This window comes from Edaphobacillus lindanitolerans (genome assembly GCF_900156305.1).
Lineage (GTDB): Bacteria > Bacillota > Bacilli > Bacillales_A > Planococcaceae > Bhargavaea > Bhargavaea lindanitolerans.
Genome location: NZ_FTPL01000001.1, coordinates 933266 through 949005 on the forward strand (window position 1 = coordinate 933266; position 15740 = coordinate 949005).

The 15740-nt window shown below is 54.9% G+C and carries 9 protein-coding genes; all 9 read right to left on the minus strand.

All coding sequences use genetic code 11. The annotated features are described in order from the left end of the window. Nucleotides 1-117: 117 nt before the first annotated feature. The 9 genes from B0B07_RS04400 to B0B07_RS04440 all read right to left on the minus strand — a co-directional run bounded on the left by B0B07_RS04400 (nucleotide 118) and on the right by B0B07_RS04440 (nucleotide 15730). Nucleotides 118-1539, minus strand: coding sequence for an amidase (locus tag B0B07_RS04400; protein WP_076757125.1), 1422 nt, complete (start codon nucleotides 1537-1539; stop codon nucleotides 118-120). Next, nucleotides 1532-1714 carry a hypothetical protein gene (locus tag B0B07_RS04405; RefSeq protein ID WP_076757126.1) on the minus strand — a complete coding sequence of 61 codons (183 nt, stop codon included), beginning with the start codon at nucleotides 1712-1714 and terminating at the stop codon, nucleotides 1532-1534. The genes B0B07_RS04400 and B0B07_RS04405 overlap by 8 nt, the downstream gene beginning before the upstream one ends. A gap of 306 nt (nucleotides 1715-2020) precedes the next feature. Continuing rightward, nucleotides 2021-6544, minus strand: a complete 4524-nt coding sequence (locus tag B0B07_RS04410; RefSeq protein WP_144264286.1) for a phosphodiester glycosidase family protein — start codon at nucleotides 6542-6544, stop codon at nucleotides 2021-2023. Nucleotides 6545-6831: 287 nt separating this feature from the next. Beyond that, on the minus strand, nucleotides 6832-8091 hold the full coding sequence (locus B0B07_RS04415; protein ID WP_076757509.1) for an exo-beta-N-acetylmuramidase NamZ family protein: 1260 nt from the start codon (nucleotides 8089-8091) through the stop codon (nucleotides 6832-6834). A gap of 22 nt (nucleotides 8092-8113) precedes the next feature. After that, on the minus strand, nucleotides 8114-10210 hold the full coding sequence (locus B0B07_RS04420) for a glycoside hydrolase family 3 protein (RefSeq protein ID WP_076757128.1): 2097 nt from the start codon (nucleotides 10208-10210) through the stop codon (nucleotides 8114-8116). Nucleotides 10211-10229: 19 nt separating this feature from the next. After that, complete coding sequence (locus tag B0B07_RS04425; protein WP_076757129.1) at nucleotides 10230-11876, minus strand: serine hydrolase domain-containing protein; 1647 nt, start codon at nucleotides 11874-11876, stop codon at nucleotides 10230-10232. 449 nt (nucleotides 11877-12325) lie between these two features. Beyond that, entirely contained in the window at nucleotides 12326-13633 is a 1308-nt protein-coding gene (locus B0B07_RS04430; RefSeq protein ID WP_076757130.1) for a hypothetical protein, read from the minus strand. A gap of 100 nt (nucleotides 13634-13733) precedes the next feature. After that, complete coding sequence (locus B0B07_RS04435; protein WP_076757131.1) at nucleotides 13734-14750, minus strand: ABC transporter ATP-binding protein; 1017 nt, start codon at nucleotides 14748-14750, stop codon at nucleotides 13734-13736. Beyond that, nucleotides 14747-15730 carry an ABC transporter ATP-binding protein gene (locus B0B07_RS04440; protein WP_076757132.1) on the minus strand — a complete coding sequence of 328 codons (984 nt, stop codon included), beginning with the start codon at nucleotides 15728-15730 and terminating at the stop codon, nucleotides 14747-14749. The genes B0B07_RS04435 and B0B07_RS04440 overlap by 4 nt, the downstream gene beginning before the upstream one ends. Nucleotides 15731-15740: the final 10 nt, after the last annotated feature.

The window sequence follows — 15740 nt, forward strand, 5'->3', positions numbered from 1 at the left end:
TTCACGAATGTGAGAGCGGGGGGTGTTCGTTTAATGTGTTCTTTCTATTCATGATCATCATTTGTTACAAACAAGCCTCACCCTGCCCTTCGGCTCGTCCCATTATTGAGGAAAGGGTCAGGAAACCGAACTGGTGAGGCCCGCTCTCTTGCCCTGCAGCGGGTTGGTCTGTTCGAAGGCGAAGCCGGTGTTCAAGATCACACTTTCGCTGAAGGCAGGTCCGATGATCTGCAGCCCCACCGGCATGCCATTGTTCAGCCCGCACGGGACGGTCATGGCCGGAAGCCCCGCGAGGTTGCACGGTCCCATGAAACGGATGAAGTTGTCGATCAGGTCGACCTGTTTTCCGTTCAGGTCTGCGAAATCGCTGCCGATGTCAGGCGGCATCACAGGGAGCGTCGGGGCCAGAAGGACATCCACTTTTTCGAAGGCACTCCGGAAGTCCTGCTTCAGCTGGCGGCGCAGCTGCTGTGCCTGCAGATATTCGACGGACGAGAAAAGCTCTCCCATTTCAAAGAGTAGGCGGATGTCATCGCCAAAGTCATCCGGACGCTTGATCAGGTTGCGGTGGTGGATGGTCGACGCTTCGGAGAGTGACGTCACAAGTTCTGCGTACTCTGCATACTGCAGCGCCGGTATGTTGACCGTCACAACTTCTGCGCCCATCTCCTCCAGAGTCTTGATCGCTTTCCTCACCTGATCCTCAACCACGGAATCCACATTCTTGAAGTAGTATTCCTCATAGATGCCGATTCGGAGGCCCTTCACTTCTCCGGTAAGTTTTGACGTGTAAGGTTCGGTCGGTACATTGACCGATGTCGGGTCATTGGAGTCGTAGCCGGCGATGACTTCGAGGAGCCCGGCCGCATCCTTCACCGTTTTGGTCATCGGTCCGACGTGATCCAATGACCAGGCGAGCGGGAAGACGCCGTACTTGCTGACCCGGCCGAAAGTCGGCTTCAGGCCTACGATTCCGCACGAAGAGGACGGAATCCGGATCGAGCCGGCCGTATCCGTTCCGAGCGTGGCCGTCGTCATATCGGCTGCCACCCCGGCACCCGAACCGCCGCTGGATCCTCCGGGAATTTTATCGAGATTCCATGGATTCCGGACAGCCCCGAAGTGAGGGCTGTTATTCGTGATGCCCCATGCATATTCGTGCATGTTCAGCTTGCCTGTGAAGACAATCCCTGCGTCTCTCATTTTTGTGATGACCGTCGCGTCGTAATCGGAGACGAACTCTCCATGTATTTTCGATGACATGGTCGTCACTTCGTCTTTTAAATAAATATTGTCCTTCACAGCCATCGGGATGCCGTGGTACATCCCTTTATATTGGCCGGAAGCGATCTCCCGGTCGGCTTGCTCCGCCTCTTTTTCCGCCTCATCCCGGCGGAAGCTCACATAGGCGTTCACTTTTTCGTTTAAGGATTCTGCGTGATCGATCACTGCTTTTGTCAGTTCCAGGGAGGAGACTTCTCTGTTCTTGATGAGAGGAGCCAACTCCTCGACCGGCTTTTTGATGAGTTCTTCATTCAATGTGGTCACCCCCAGGAATGTTCACAAGACTGATGTCTGCATCATCCAGATTGGCACTGTCGATCCGCGCCTTTAAATCCTGAATGGCATCCCAACGGGCCTGGAGCAATGGCAAATGCTCGCTGTTCACGGTAAGTCCTTTTCCCTCTAACTTCTCTCGAATTGAAACCGTCAACCTGAATCCTCTCCTTTTTGGTCAAGAATGGATGGTAACGTTTGTCTAAAGCGAGAAAGCCGCAATCCTCCTTTCGCTGGAAGTACGAAAAGTTGCAAGTGCCGGAGATGAACATATTCATAAGTCAGAATATTATCGACACTCATTCAACCGTATCCTATTGTCCATTTGCAGTCAAGGAGGGTGAGAGCGGACTCTATGATTCCAAAAACTGTACGGAAGGAAGGATCGGGAAACCCAAAGGATTGTGTCTCCATCAGATACAAAAAAGCTCCCCGCCGACTTTCTGCAGGGAGCTTCAACCCGTCATTTACTTATCGTAAAATCATCTACAATCCTTCCGTCCCTCGTCTTGGAGAGCAGCCGGATGCTGTTATCTTCAACAGCGACATTGGTATAGATCTGTGTTTTTTCATCAAAGAACTTCTCCATATAATCTTGCGGAGTGGTCGGATAGAATTTACTTCCGGTCGACCCGGCGATCAGATAGGTCGTTCCGTCATCTTCTTTCTTTCCATTTTTCAAAGGCATCGTCCGGACATAAGCGTGATCGTGGCCGGAGATCGCCAAATCAATGTCCGCGTCATCCATCGCTTTTGTAAAGATTTCACGGACGTTTTCGCTTCCCCCTTGTGGATTCGAGTAATAAGGGGCACGATGGAACACAGCGATTTTCCATTGTTTTTTCGATTTGGCCATATTCTCTTTCAGCCAATCAGCTTGCAGCTCGAGCCCTTCAATGGTCGTTTCTGTATTGAGCACTGCGAAATGGGCATTCCCATAATCAAAGGAGTAGACGGTGCCCTTGAACTCTTCGGGACCGTTCTCCGGCGTCTTGAACAACTGCCTGTATGTCTCGACGCCGTTTCCGATATTCTCATGATTGCCGACCGTCGGGACGATCGGCGTTGATGCGGCCAAGGATGGATCCTTCATTGATTCAAAGAATGCGCTCCAGTGTGAGTAGAGATTGCCGTCATCGATCATGTCGCCAACATGCATCATAAAGGCAGCATCCGGATATTCGGCCTTCGCCTTTTTGAACAGGTCCGTAAAGAGGCCAAAACCTTGTTCCGTCTGATTTGGAGGCGCTTGTGTATCCCCCATCAAGATGAAGTTGAACGCTTCAGCCTTTTTGGGCGCAGTCGTAAATCTGCCCGCTTCGCTCCAGCCTTCTGCTGTACCGTCACCGGCACGGTAAATGTATTCTTCCTGCGGATTCAGTCCTTTGAGCTTGGCAGAGTGGACTTGAATCTCGCCTGCATCAAAAGCATGCGGAACGCTTTTACCTTTTGTGCGTTTAACTTTTTTACCTGAAAATCCGCTTTGTCCAAACTGCTTGGCAGGCACAAACTCCACGACCGTATCCGTTGTTGCCGGCGAAGTGGTCCATGTGATGTTCCTGGCATTGGCTTGATCAGCGAATGTGAGATTCAGCTGTTCCGGCTTTCCTGTTCCCAGGTGGCTTAACACCTCAACATTCGTCTGCAGACTGTATCGCTTGTCTTTCACAGCCTGGACAATCAGCTTGCCGGGATTGAGGGAAAGCTTGTCAGTTTTGAACTCTCCTTTGCTGTCCGTTCTTCCGAGTTGCCAAGGCTCGATTACCGCTTGATCCGCCCGGATCCAACCGTTTCTTCCCGAGGTTCCGACTTCAAGCCAACCATCGGCCTGCTTCAGGATTACGGCATACTCCTTTTTTTCAAGCTCCGTGATGACCGGGCTGGCTTGATCCGGCCTCTCATACAGAGGAGCAATTTTTGATTTGATCCTGGCCAGTTCTCTGTCCGGGGACACCACATGCACTTCCGCATCCTTCACCGGACGGCCGGATTCATCCATCACCTTGATCTTCGAGCTGAACCCGGTGGAAGCCCGGTCGATACCGATTGCCAAGTGTGCAGCGATGTTCGCCCGGATGTCCGGCATAAAGACCTTACGTGATGTGGATTCCCCAACCACTTGAACTTCTCCATCGACAAACCGGATCGTCGCTTCGTCTTTTCCGGCGAGCGGAATGACGAACGGAATCTCCGCCAATTCATTGATGTCTTGTATTCCCGAAATGCCGCTCAGTCCTTTGAGTTCCAGATGGATCCTTCCGTGTTCATCGATTTCATTTCTCACAACATGTTTTGCGGAAATGGCCGGGTTCAACGCAAGTTCTGATGCTGTGTCCAGCTGCCCAGGGTCGAACTCGAACGACAGGCTGATCCGGTCCATCGTTTCCAGGCTGCTTCCCTGAATTCCGATTGTATAGGGGCTGCCGACATAAGCCTTTTCTTCAAATACCGGTTTCACGCCCTCATTTCCGCTATTCACTTCAAAGACCCATGTCTTTTCTGATTCATTGCCAAAGCGATCCTGGACAGCAACTTTGACTTGATGGTATCCGTCCAGAAATGCCTCTTCCGGAACATAGGAAACTTCCCCTGTCTCTTCATTGAATGAATGCTGGACCCGGATGCCGTCCAAATCCATGTAGATTCTTTCGGGATTGATGCCGGTCCCGCCTTCATCGTCTTTTGCGGTGACGGAAATCTTGAATTCATTTGTCGCCAAGACCTCATCCTGAGCCGGCATCTCCTGAGATAGTTCGGGATTGATCAGGTCATCGTCCGTCTCCCCGTAGACTGCACGGATGTTGTCCACATAAATGGCCCCTGCATTTTTGTTTTCATTTTTCGTCTCCATCAAACGAACAGCCAAATCGAGCTTAAGCGGAGTTTCTTTGCCGGGCGGCACATCCGCCTCAACGTACTTCCATCCTTTCCAGTCCATGTCCGTCGCATAGTCCAAAGCGAAGGCATTGTTATTGCCGTCGCGCATCTGGGAACGGAGCCAGTGACCGGCCCCGTCACCGTATACCCACATGCCGATCTTTTCCGGGTAACCCTCGATTTCAACCGGCTCCTTCGTATGTGCATAAGCACCGGATGTCCCGATCGTCCCGATGAAATCATAGTTCAATTTCAATGCATGATTTCCGAAGCGGGCGGGTTCCGGATAGGTCGTTTGGTCAATGGACACAGAGTTATAACGTGCCCCGCTGGCTGTCCACTTGTCCAGACCATCTTCAAACGTCTCCAGAATCACCGGCATTTTTCCGACTTGCACGGCCATCGTATCGGAAACATCCCCGTGAGAGACGGTGATCGTACCGCTTCCGGTTGTGTCCGCTGCGGTGAAGACTCCCTTGTCATCGACCGAACCGATCTCTCCGCTTACTGTCCATTTGAAGCGGTCGGGACTGGCATGGACGTTGCGGCCATTGAGCGTAGCTGCTGTTTCCAGAGAAACCTGTTCACCCCGCTTTACAGTCAGCGCCTGTTGGACGAACTTTAAATCTGTCAACTTGTCCGTCACAGTAATCGCCGAGGAACCGGCCGCCCCGTCAACCGACGCAAGGATTTCGCCTCTGATTCCGGTATTTCCTGCAGTGAAGTTGCCTTGGCCATCCACACTGCCGGCAGTTGGATCAGAAACCTTCCAGGTAGGAACTGTTTTCACTTCGACGGGATTATAAGCAGCATCCATTCCTTTGGCAGCGAATGATTGTGTGCTGCCTGCCAAAATCAGGGAGTGATCCGGTTTCACGGCCAGCTGGCTCAGACTGCCTTCTTCCGCTGTGGAGATGACAAAGAACGAATTTGCCACCGTGCGCTCATAGCCGTCGGATGGGCTGTTCTTCACGGTGAGTTCCGCATCACCCGGCTCTCGGCTGACGAATGTGGAGGACCCGCCTCCGTCCAGGTTAAGCGCATCTTTCGCCCCCAGTTCGAGCATCAGGTCTCTGAGTTCGAACATTGTAATTCCTTCAGAGAATCTGGGCTGGCGGCCGTCCACTACCACGAAGAAAACACTTTTGTCTTCGCGGATTCCAACAGCGGTCCGCGGTGCCTTCGCTGTCGTGAAGCTGTTTTCCCGGATGGACGCAGGGGCTCCGTCTTTTGTCAGGATGTATTGCCCCCCAAGCGCCTGGGTGACTTCCTTCCATGCAGGGTCGACGTTAGTATGGAATATCACTTGATCACCCGTTTTCAGACCGTTCAGATGTTCTGCGGCCGCTCCAGCAGCGGACAGGACAATCTCTCCTTCATTGACCGGCTGATCCCCTGTGTTATGTACCACTTTCCCGACGACGCCGGTCACCTGGCCGATGGTTCGGACATCACGCTCGATACCCTTTACAATCACCTCGATGCCGCCGTCGTCTGTTCCGGTTGTCTGTTGTTCGGATGTGTAGGCAACCAACTCATCGGCACCGCGCGGCTGATTGATCCCTTTCAGGGTCCGTTCCTCCCCTCCAATTCCAACAGAAAACGAAGCATCCGGGTAGCCGATGATTCCTTCCCCATTCGCTTTAATCCCGAACGATTCGGTTGATCCGGCCTTCAATAGCCTTCCTTCCTGGATGACGGTCCCGTTTGGCATCCCGTTCGCCGTGTTGTAAAAATCACCGTTCACCCCGCCAACCACCACGTGGCCCGGAACGGAGACGGCCGCCGCCTGCTGCCGGACGGTCTGCATGCCAAATCGGTCTCCATCGGGCATCCCTGCCTGCAGATGGATACTCGGAATGCCGATATCAACATCCATCACAGAAACCTGTTGACGGCCGCCGGACCCGTCCAGGATCAAGTTCGTTTCCGTCACCCCGGGCGCGATCGTTTTCGACCACTCATCAATCAACGTTCCGAGTGAATGTTCCTCACCGATTTCTGCATGTACAACCGGTGTCGCCGCAGTAATTGGCAGAACCAAAACCTGGACGAATAGAAGCACCGCAAAGAATGGAGCCAGTAAACCACGTCTTTGATCTGATAACAATGGAATCCCTCCTGGTTATAGGCAATACAATTCAACTCTAACTGTGTAATATTGCTGCAGTGTAAAGAGAGTGTGAAAGATCAGGATTAACTTGCCTGTACACGGAAAATGGTTGTTTCTTGAGAATGCAAAAAGCAAGGACGATGGTGGTCTCCGCGATAGCCTGCCGGCCGATGTCCTGCACGGCTGTATGCCGGAGGGGTCGGTGGCTGGCTCGTGGAACACGACCAAGGTCCTTGCTTTTCTCTGAGGTATCGCCTTTTCAGACGACTCCGAAGTGGTATCCGTCAATAGATCAGATACTGTTTTCTCACTTTCTCAAATTTCTTCAGCTCATTCTTCCATTGAGCCTTCATTTCCTCCACGCTCATTCCATTTTCGATCCCTTCCCGGATCCAGCCATTGCCGATCAGGTTATCGAAGAACGCGGTCAGCGTGACGTCTTCCGGATACAGGTCATGCACTGTTTTCACGATGTGCAGCCCGGTTTCGACCGGCTGGTACTTGTCCCGGTCCGTCACGTGGATCTGCACGCCGTGTGACAGCTTGCCCGAGTGCTTCGAGAACGTCGGCGTAAAGGAGGCGGCGCGGAACTTGACGCCCGGCAGCTGCAGATCGTTCAGCGCGGCGGCCAGCTCCGTACTGTTCACGAACGGGGCGCCGATCAGCTCGAACGGTTTTGTCGTGCCCCTTCCCTCGGACAGGTTCGTTCCTTCCACCAGGGCGGCGCCCGGATAGACGAGCGCAGTCTCGAGTGTCGGCATGTTCGGAGACGGCATCACAAATGGCAATCCGGTGTCGTCAAAGTACGCCTTGCGTTTCCATCCCTTCATTTCCACCACCGTCAGGTCTGCCCCGATCCCGAATTCCGTGTTGAACAGACGGGCCAGTTCGCCGACGGTCATGCCATGCCGGAGCGGGATTGCATACTGTCCGACGAACGATGCAAATTCAGGATCGAGCACCGGGCCCTCCACCTTCTCCCCGCCGAGCGGGTTTGGCCGGTCGAGCACCACGAACGGAATGCCGTTCTCATTGGCAGCTTCCATGGCAAGCGCCATCGTGTAGATGTAGGTGTAGAAGCGGGTTCCGACATCCTGGATGTCAAACAGCAGGACATCCACGCCCTCGAGCATTTCCGGCGTCGGCTTTCTCGTCTTTCCGTAAAGGCTGTACACCGGAAGTCCGGTCACCTCGTCGATGTAATACTCCACATACTGGCCGGCCTGCGCATCCCCGCGGACGCCGTGCTCCGGTCCGTAAAGGGCCGTGAGCTCGACTTCCGGGTCATTGTGCAGCAGGTCGACGATGCTGTTCAAATCCTTGTCCACGCCGGTCGGGTTCGTGATCAGCCCGACCTTCTTCCCGCGGATCAAATCTTTCTGATCACCGAGCAGCACGTCCACACCGAGGGAAATTTCGTTCCCTTTGCCGCCTTTCTTGTGGTCCTGTGACTTTCCGTTCCCCTTGTCGTGATCGGCCCATGCGACCGACACCATCGACACCACGAGCAGTGCCGTCAGCAGGAACATCAAGGATTTCTTCATCCCCACGTTCATTCCCCCTCGCTTAATAAGTCAGTCCGTGCCCGTATCCGTACAGGACGCCGCCGTCTGTTCCCGGAATCGTCACCGGAAGCAGTCCGCTCGGTGCGACTTCACCGAACAGGATCCCTGCGGTCGCCCTGAAGCTCGCTGTCCGGAAGCTGTACTGGGCGAGATACGCGTCAACGTCCGGATAGGCCATGATGTCATACGGATTCCGGATGCCGGCCGCGATCACCGGAGTTTCAGTTTCCGCTTTCAACTGATTGACCATCCGCATCTGGGCATTGTCCGGAGAGCGCTGCGCCACCGTGGAAGTCACCGTTCCTGCAACCACCGCCTTCGCCGCCCTCACCTGATCCAGCTGTTCCTCCGTCAGAGGACCGGTCGTCTTGATCAGCACCGTATTCTCATGCTTTTCCTTCACCGCCCCATATAGATCCTCAATGTACGTATTCCCGACGACTACGATTCGGTCATCCGCCGCAGGGGCCAGAGGCAGCACGCTGTCATTCTTCACGAGCGTCACGGACTTTTCCGCCACTTGCCGTTCGATTTCTTTGTGCTCATCCGAACCGACGACTTCCAGCGCATTTGAAATCTTTTCATCCAGGCTTTCCGGATTTTCTTCCTTCAAGATGCCCCTCTTCAGCTTCAATTCAAGAATCCGTGCAACCGAAGCTTCGATTCGCTCCTCGGAAATCTCTCCGGAACGCACAGCATCGTACACACCGTTTGCGACATCTTCCAGCCCGACCGGCATGAGCACGATATCGGTACCCGCCTGGATGGCCTTGATGACCGCATCCACCGGACCGAAGTGATCGGCGATCGCCTGCATGTTCAGTGCGTCCGTGAAGATCAATCCTTCGTAGCCCATTTCCTCGCGCACAAGCTCCGTCAAGACTTTATGGGAGAGCGTTGCCGGAAGATTAATTTCCGTCCCGTCTTTCTTCGAGATCACCTTTGTATCATCGATCTTGGGGAACGTGACATGTGCAGTCAGAAGCGCATCGACCCCTTCATCCATCGCCTTGCGGAATGGCATGAGCTCCACTTCCATCAGCCGCTCTTTGTCATACGGCACTTCCGGAAGGCCAAGATGGGAATCCACCGCCGTGTCTCCGTGCCCCGGGAAATGCTTGACCGTCGCCGCGGTCCCCGTGTCCTGAACCCCTTTCACATAAGAAATGCCGAGTTCCGCGACCAGTTCAGGGTCCTCGCCGAACGAGCGGACCCCGATGACCGGGTTGTCCGGATTGTTGTTGATGTCGAGAGACGGGGCCAGGTTGAAGTTGATGCCGAGTGAAGCAAGCTCTTCCCCGATCACCCGTCCGGTGTCATAGGCGAGTTCCGGGGAGCGCGTTGCACCGAGCGCCATGTTGCCGGGCATATCCGTCCCTGACTGCAGCCGGGTGACGATTCCGCCTTCCTGGTCAATCGTCAGGAACATGCCGTACTTGTCGGACGCTGCCTGGTAGGCATCTGCAAGCCTCGTCGTCTGCTCGGTCGTCACGACGTTTTCACGGAACAGGATGACGCCGCCAAGATGATAGTCTTTTACAAGCCGTTCGATTTCGGGAAGCATTTCCGTCACGTTCTTGCCTTTCCAAGTCCGGAAGTCCGGCATGAGCATCTGCCCGACCTTTTCCTCCATCGTCATCTGGGAGATGGCGTGGCCGATGAGGTCATGGCGGTCGCCTCCCTCCTTCACGAGTGAAGCCACCACAGGCGGCTTGCCTTTGCCCGTCCTTGCACCCGGATCCGGCTTCGCCTGTACGGCGATCCGGTCGGACATGTCCCCGTCCTTCACTCCGATGAATGTCTTGCCCGGCTTCCCGGTGACCGTGACATTCCCGGCTCCGTCCACCGTTGCGACATTCCCATTCGAAGTGGTCCATTCAACATCATCTGTCTTCACGAAATGCCCGTCATCATACACCCGAAGTGCAGTGAGCTGCAGCCCGTCTTCCCCGATCCGGGTGTCCATCTCCGGCACATTCTGAAGAATGACCAGGTCCGATGCGTCCGGCTTTACCGCTGCATTCACTCCAGTTGCCATTGGTGTCAACGAAAGTGCAGCCAGCAGCGGCACCATCAGTAATTTCTTGAATTTCCGCATGAGTCACCTCTCCTATTCATCAGTATCCCCTGAGTTTCCATCCTTCTGTATCCTGGATCGGTTTGATGTCTTTCCCGTCGGCCTGCACCCGGCCGACATACCAGCCGCGGCCGTTCACGGTTGCATCGGTCGCATAGCGGAATCGGACAAACTGGCTGTTTGCCGGGAGTTCCGCCGTCATCCGCTTCACCTCTCCGCCATTGCCCGTGAGCGGGGCCATGATCTCTGTCCAGTTCACTCCGTCTGCCGAGGCTTCCACCCGGCCGAAGTCCGATCCGTCCTCAAGGCGGTGCCACGACTGGAATGAAATACGGGATGCGCCCTTCTCCACATTGAATTGCAGATCACGCTCCATCTTGTCCCCGTAGCCGGAGAACCACATCGTCTCTTTTTTCGGAAGCGGTGCCGGTATGGCATCTGCGACGGATTGCGCAACCGCCCTCCTGATCGCATTCAAGGAAATGGTGTTCCTCGACGGATGCACCCGGTTTGTGAGCAGTATGGCGATCGTCTGGTTTTTCTTGCTGACGACGATGCTGGTGCCGGTGTAGCCTGTGTGTCCTGCCGTGTTGTCATCCGCAAGTGCGTCCATGTACCAGCCCTGGTTCAGCTCCCAGCCGAGGCCGTGGTCGTTGCCGGGGAAGTCCGGAATCTGGTTTTCCTCCAGCAGGCGGACCGTTTCCGGCTTCAGGATCCGCTTCCCGCCGTAACGGCCGTCGTTCAGGAACATGTGGGCAAACTTCGCCAGGTCCGTTGCCGTCGAGAACACACCCGCGTGGCCCGCCACGCCGTCGAGCGACCAGGCATTCTCATCATGGACGCTTCCCCAGACAAGGCCGCGTCCGATTTCCGGCTGATATTCCGTCGCGGCAATCCGGTGCTTCAGAGATGCAGGCGGGTTGTACATCGTATCCTTCATGCCGAGCGGCCCCGTGATCTCGTCTTTGATGAATCGATCAAGCCGCTTTCCGGACAGCCGCTCGACGATCGTGCCGAGCGTGATCATGTTCAGGTCGCTGTACGTGTACGTCGTCCCGGGAGGATTCGCGAGCGGATAGCGCAGGGCGATATCGATCCGGTCCTCACGGGTTTTCCCCTGGCTGTGCAGCGGGACCCAAGCTGTGAAGCCGGATGTGTGGGTCATAAGCTGACGGATCGTCACGGCTTCCTTCCCGTTGTCGGCGAACTCCGGAAGGTACCGGGCGACCGGATCATCCAGGTTGAACGCCCCGCGTTCATACAGCTTCATCGCCGCGGTCGTCGTAAAGATCTTGCTGATGGACGCCAGGTCGAAGATCGTTTCCTCGGTCATGGCGACCGGATCCTCCATCTTTGTAAACTTGTCGTCCGTGTAAAGTGCCGAATAGCCATACGCATCATTCTTGACGATATGACCGTTCTTCGCCACAAGCACCACGGCGCCCGGCAGTGTCTTTTCCGCCATCCCTTTCTCGATCGCACCGTCAATCGCATCCAATGGCGCCTGCACCATCCCCGCTCCGTTCACCGAACCCGGATGCAGCACCGGCGACATCGGCCCCGGCCGGTCCCATACCTTGGCTCCGTTCCCGCCCCCGTCCGCCAGAACCGGTGCCATCTGGACGGAGCCTGCCATCATCACACCCGCCAAAACTGCGGCCACCGCAGCCTTCCTGATCTTCCGCATCTTTTCTCCTGCCTTCCTCATAGAATTGTCAGCGCTTTCAGCTAGATTATCTGACTATTCAAAAGGCGTCTATCATACGGAAGTACTTGATGCAGGCCGGTATGCCTGGAAAACAGGGCGATAGCCCCGGTTCTAATTGTTCATTTTTGGTTCAGTTCCGGAAACGTTCATTTTGCTTCATTTGAATGTGCCGATCCTATCGAAAAAGACGCCTCCCCGGCCTTTTGGGCCACGCGGGAAGCGTCCTTTATAGACGATGATTTGTTGAGTCCCTACCAATTATTCATGTGTCGCTACCAAACCTTTACGAGTCCCTACCAATCACCCGTGAGTCGCTACCAAACCCTGATGAGTCCCTACCAATCCCGCTTGAGTCGTTACCACTGACTCGATAATCGCCACGAATCATCTACGAATCACTAACTCCTGCCGCGTGCTCCGCCTGCAGGTCAAGTCACCAGGCGATACACTTTGCGCGGGCGGCCGGGTCTCCCGAGGCTTTCTTCCCGGATCACTTCGATCAGCTTCAGCTGCTCCAGTTCATTCAGGATCCTCCTTGAGTTGCGCTCGGTGTTTTTTAGGATCAACGCCAGGGTTTCACTTGTGAGTTCGTTCAGGCCCTTGATCTGCATGTAATGATACAGTTTGGCCGGGATGTTCGGTTTATACTGATGCCTCGATAATGTCTCTTTCCACGATTCCGGCAAGTGACCGTCCGGGAAGTCGGTGAGTCGTTCAGGCGTTAGATCAAACAGGTTCTTTTCCTCGTCTACTGCGATGATCCGGGTTCCTGCGGCTCCGGAAGCATGGTCGAAGGCAAGCTGGACGTTTTGTTCCGCGTCATAGACGGTATAGCCCACCCCGATCACCAGCTGATACTCAAACGATAACCTGCTCATGATCTCATCCAGATAACGGTAAAACGGCGGGTCGGAGGACTCCATCAATTCATAATCTCCCTGAGTGGTGTAAATGAAGAAGCCGGAAGCCCCTCTTTCCACGAGGGAACCATTCACCTGCTTCGCGATTTCCAACAGCTCTGTTTTCAGCTCCAGCAGCCTCTCCTGGTCTGCAAACGAGTGCGCGATCCGGCAGGTCCTTCCGTCCCCTGTTTGTACCGCAAGGCCGAGGATTGCCATTTTCATCTTTCCGTACAGGTGGTTTCTCGCTCTGGAAACGAGGAGATTGAATACGGTCCGGATGGCCAACTTCGGCGGGATGATCCGGAACGAAGGAATTCCACGGTTCTGAAGCTCTTCATAAACACCGAGGTGGCAAGTTAGCGCCACTTCTGTTTTCCCGCTCTCAAAACACTCACTGTGAAACGCGATGAGTTCGTCGTTGCAGTCATAGCCCGAGACCGGACAGAGTTCAAACTGAAGCCTGTCCAGAGCGTATTCGCTGAACATTTCTTGGACGAGCTCCTCGTCGACTTTGTCCAGGCTCATCCGCTTCACATCGCTGCCGAGTTCCTGCATGACCCGAAGGCAGGTCCCGAGCAGCGCCATTCCATGCACAGGCGGATACATCGCTTCCCTGGAAGTGATCAGCCCGTTTTCCACACAGTAAAGATACGGAGAGGAGCCGGAGAAAATCCACTGCGACACACTATGACGGTGGACGTTCAGGATTTCATCCAGCTCCGGCAGTTCTTCATACTCAAAAACCACTAACTCAATTCTTGGATCTTCATCGGCCACAGCCTCGATCTTCCGCAAAGAATCCGGGGCACCGATGGCACCTATCCGCACTTTCATCTTGGCATCCCTCATATTCAGCAGTCAAAATAAACAGATGGGTCTGCCAGCCGTTTGCGGCGGACACCCCATCTGTATTCAACGCGATGATTCCCGTCCATTATACGCTCGGCACGGGACGCTTTGCCACTTCTGTCAACGGATAATGACAGGCAACAAAGTGGTCCGGCAAAACTTCCCGATACTCCGGCTCTTCCTTGCTGCATTTATCCGTCGCGTATGGGCATCTCGGATGGAAACGGCACCCAGACGGCGGATTGCTCGGGCTCGGGATCTCTCCCTCGATCAGATCATGCTCTTTCCGCAGCTTCGGATCCGGGATCGGCACCGCATCCAGAAGCGCATGCGTGTACGGATGGAGCGGCTGATTGAATAAGTCGTCCCGGCCGGCTAGCTCGACCATCTTCCCGAGATACATCACCCCGATCCGGTCACTGATGTGACGGACTGCCGGAAGGCCATGGGCGATGAAAATGTAAGTCAGGTCCAGCTCTCTCTGCAGCTTATTGAGCAGATTCAGGATCTGCGCCTGAATGGAAACATCCAGCGCGGAAACCGCTTCATCGCAGACAATCACTTTCGGGTTGAGCGAAAGGGCCCGTGCAATTCCGATCCGCTGTCTCTGCCCGCCGCTGAATTCATGGGGATACCGGTTGATCATATGCTCCCTCAGCCCGACCAGCTGCATCAGCTCCAGTACGTGCGCACGCAGCTCTTTCCCTTTCATGATGCCATGGACGATGAGCGGCTCCCCGATCAGTTCCTCCACCGTCATCCTCGGGTTCAGGGAGGAAAACGGATCCTGGAAGATGACCTGAAGATCCCTTCTGGCCTTTCGGAGTTCTTCCTTATTCATCGTCGCCAGGTCTTGGGAGCGGAATATGATCTGGCCGTCGGTGGCGTCAAGCATGCCGAGCATCAGCTGCCCGGTTGTGGACTTTCCGCAGCCCGACTCGCCGACGATGCCGAGCGTCTCCCCTTCATACACCCTGAAGTTAAGCCCGTCCACGGCGCGGACGATCGTTTTTTGCTTTTTGAACATCCCCTTCGAAAGCTCAAAATGCTTTTTCAGGTTTTTCACCTCAAAAATGACCGTTCGCTCTTTGGAGGCTATCATACGACCAGCTCCTTTTTGGCCACTTTGATGCACCGGGCCAGGTGGTCCCCTTCTTTGCTTTCCAAAGAAGGGTGGATCTTGGCGCACTCGCTGTCACCGAGCGGACACCTCGGATGAAACTTGCAGCCGGTCGGCATTTCCAGAGGACTCGGGACGGTTCCTTCTATTGAATAGAGCTCATCGACGACGTCATGAATCTTCGGCATCGAATTGAGCAGTCCTTTCGTGTACGGATGCTGGGGCGATTCGAATAATTCATCGACGGTCGCGACCTCCACAATCTCCCCTGCATACATGACGACCACCCGGTCCGCAATTTCCGCCACCACGCCGAGGTCGTGGGTGATGATCATGATGCTCGTGCTGGACTGTCTTTTCAGGTTCCGCAGCAAAGTCAGGATCTGCGCCTGGATCGTCACGTCCAGTGCCGTCGTCGGTTCATCGGCAATGAGCAATTTCGGATTGCATGAAAGGGCCATCGCGATCATCACACGCTGTCTCATCCCGCCTGAAAGCTGGTGCGGGAACCTGCCCATCACTTTCTCCGCATCGGAGATACCGACCGAACGCAGCATCTCGATCGCCCGGCTGTGTGCCTGCTGCTTGTTCAGCGCCGCATGAAGCATAAGCGGCTCCCGGAGCTGGAATCCGATCGTGAAGACCGGGTTCAGGGCCGTCATCGGCTCCTGGAAAATCATCGATATATCATTGCCCCGGATTTTCCGGTAATCCTTCTTGGACAGATTGGTCAGCTCGCGGTCCCTGTAAAGGATGCTTCCCTCGACCACTTCTCCGTTCGGCGGCAGGATGCCCATCAGCGCGAGCGAGGTGACACTTTTGCCGCTGCCGGATTCTCCGACGATCGCCAGGGTTTCTCCTTCGTGCACGGTGAAGGAGACCCCGTTCACCGTGCTGACATAGCCGTCTTCTGTTTTGAAACGGACTTTCAGACCGTCCACTTTTAATACCGCTTCCTGCATGTCGGATGCT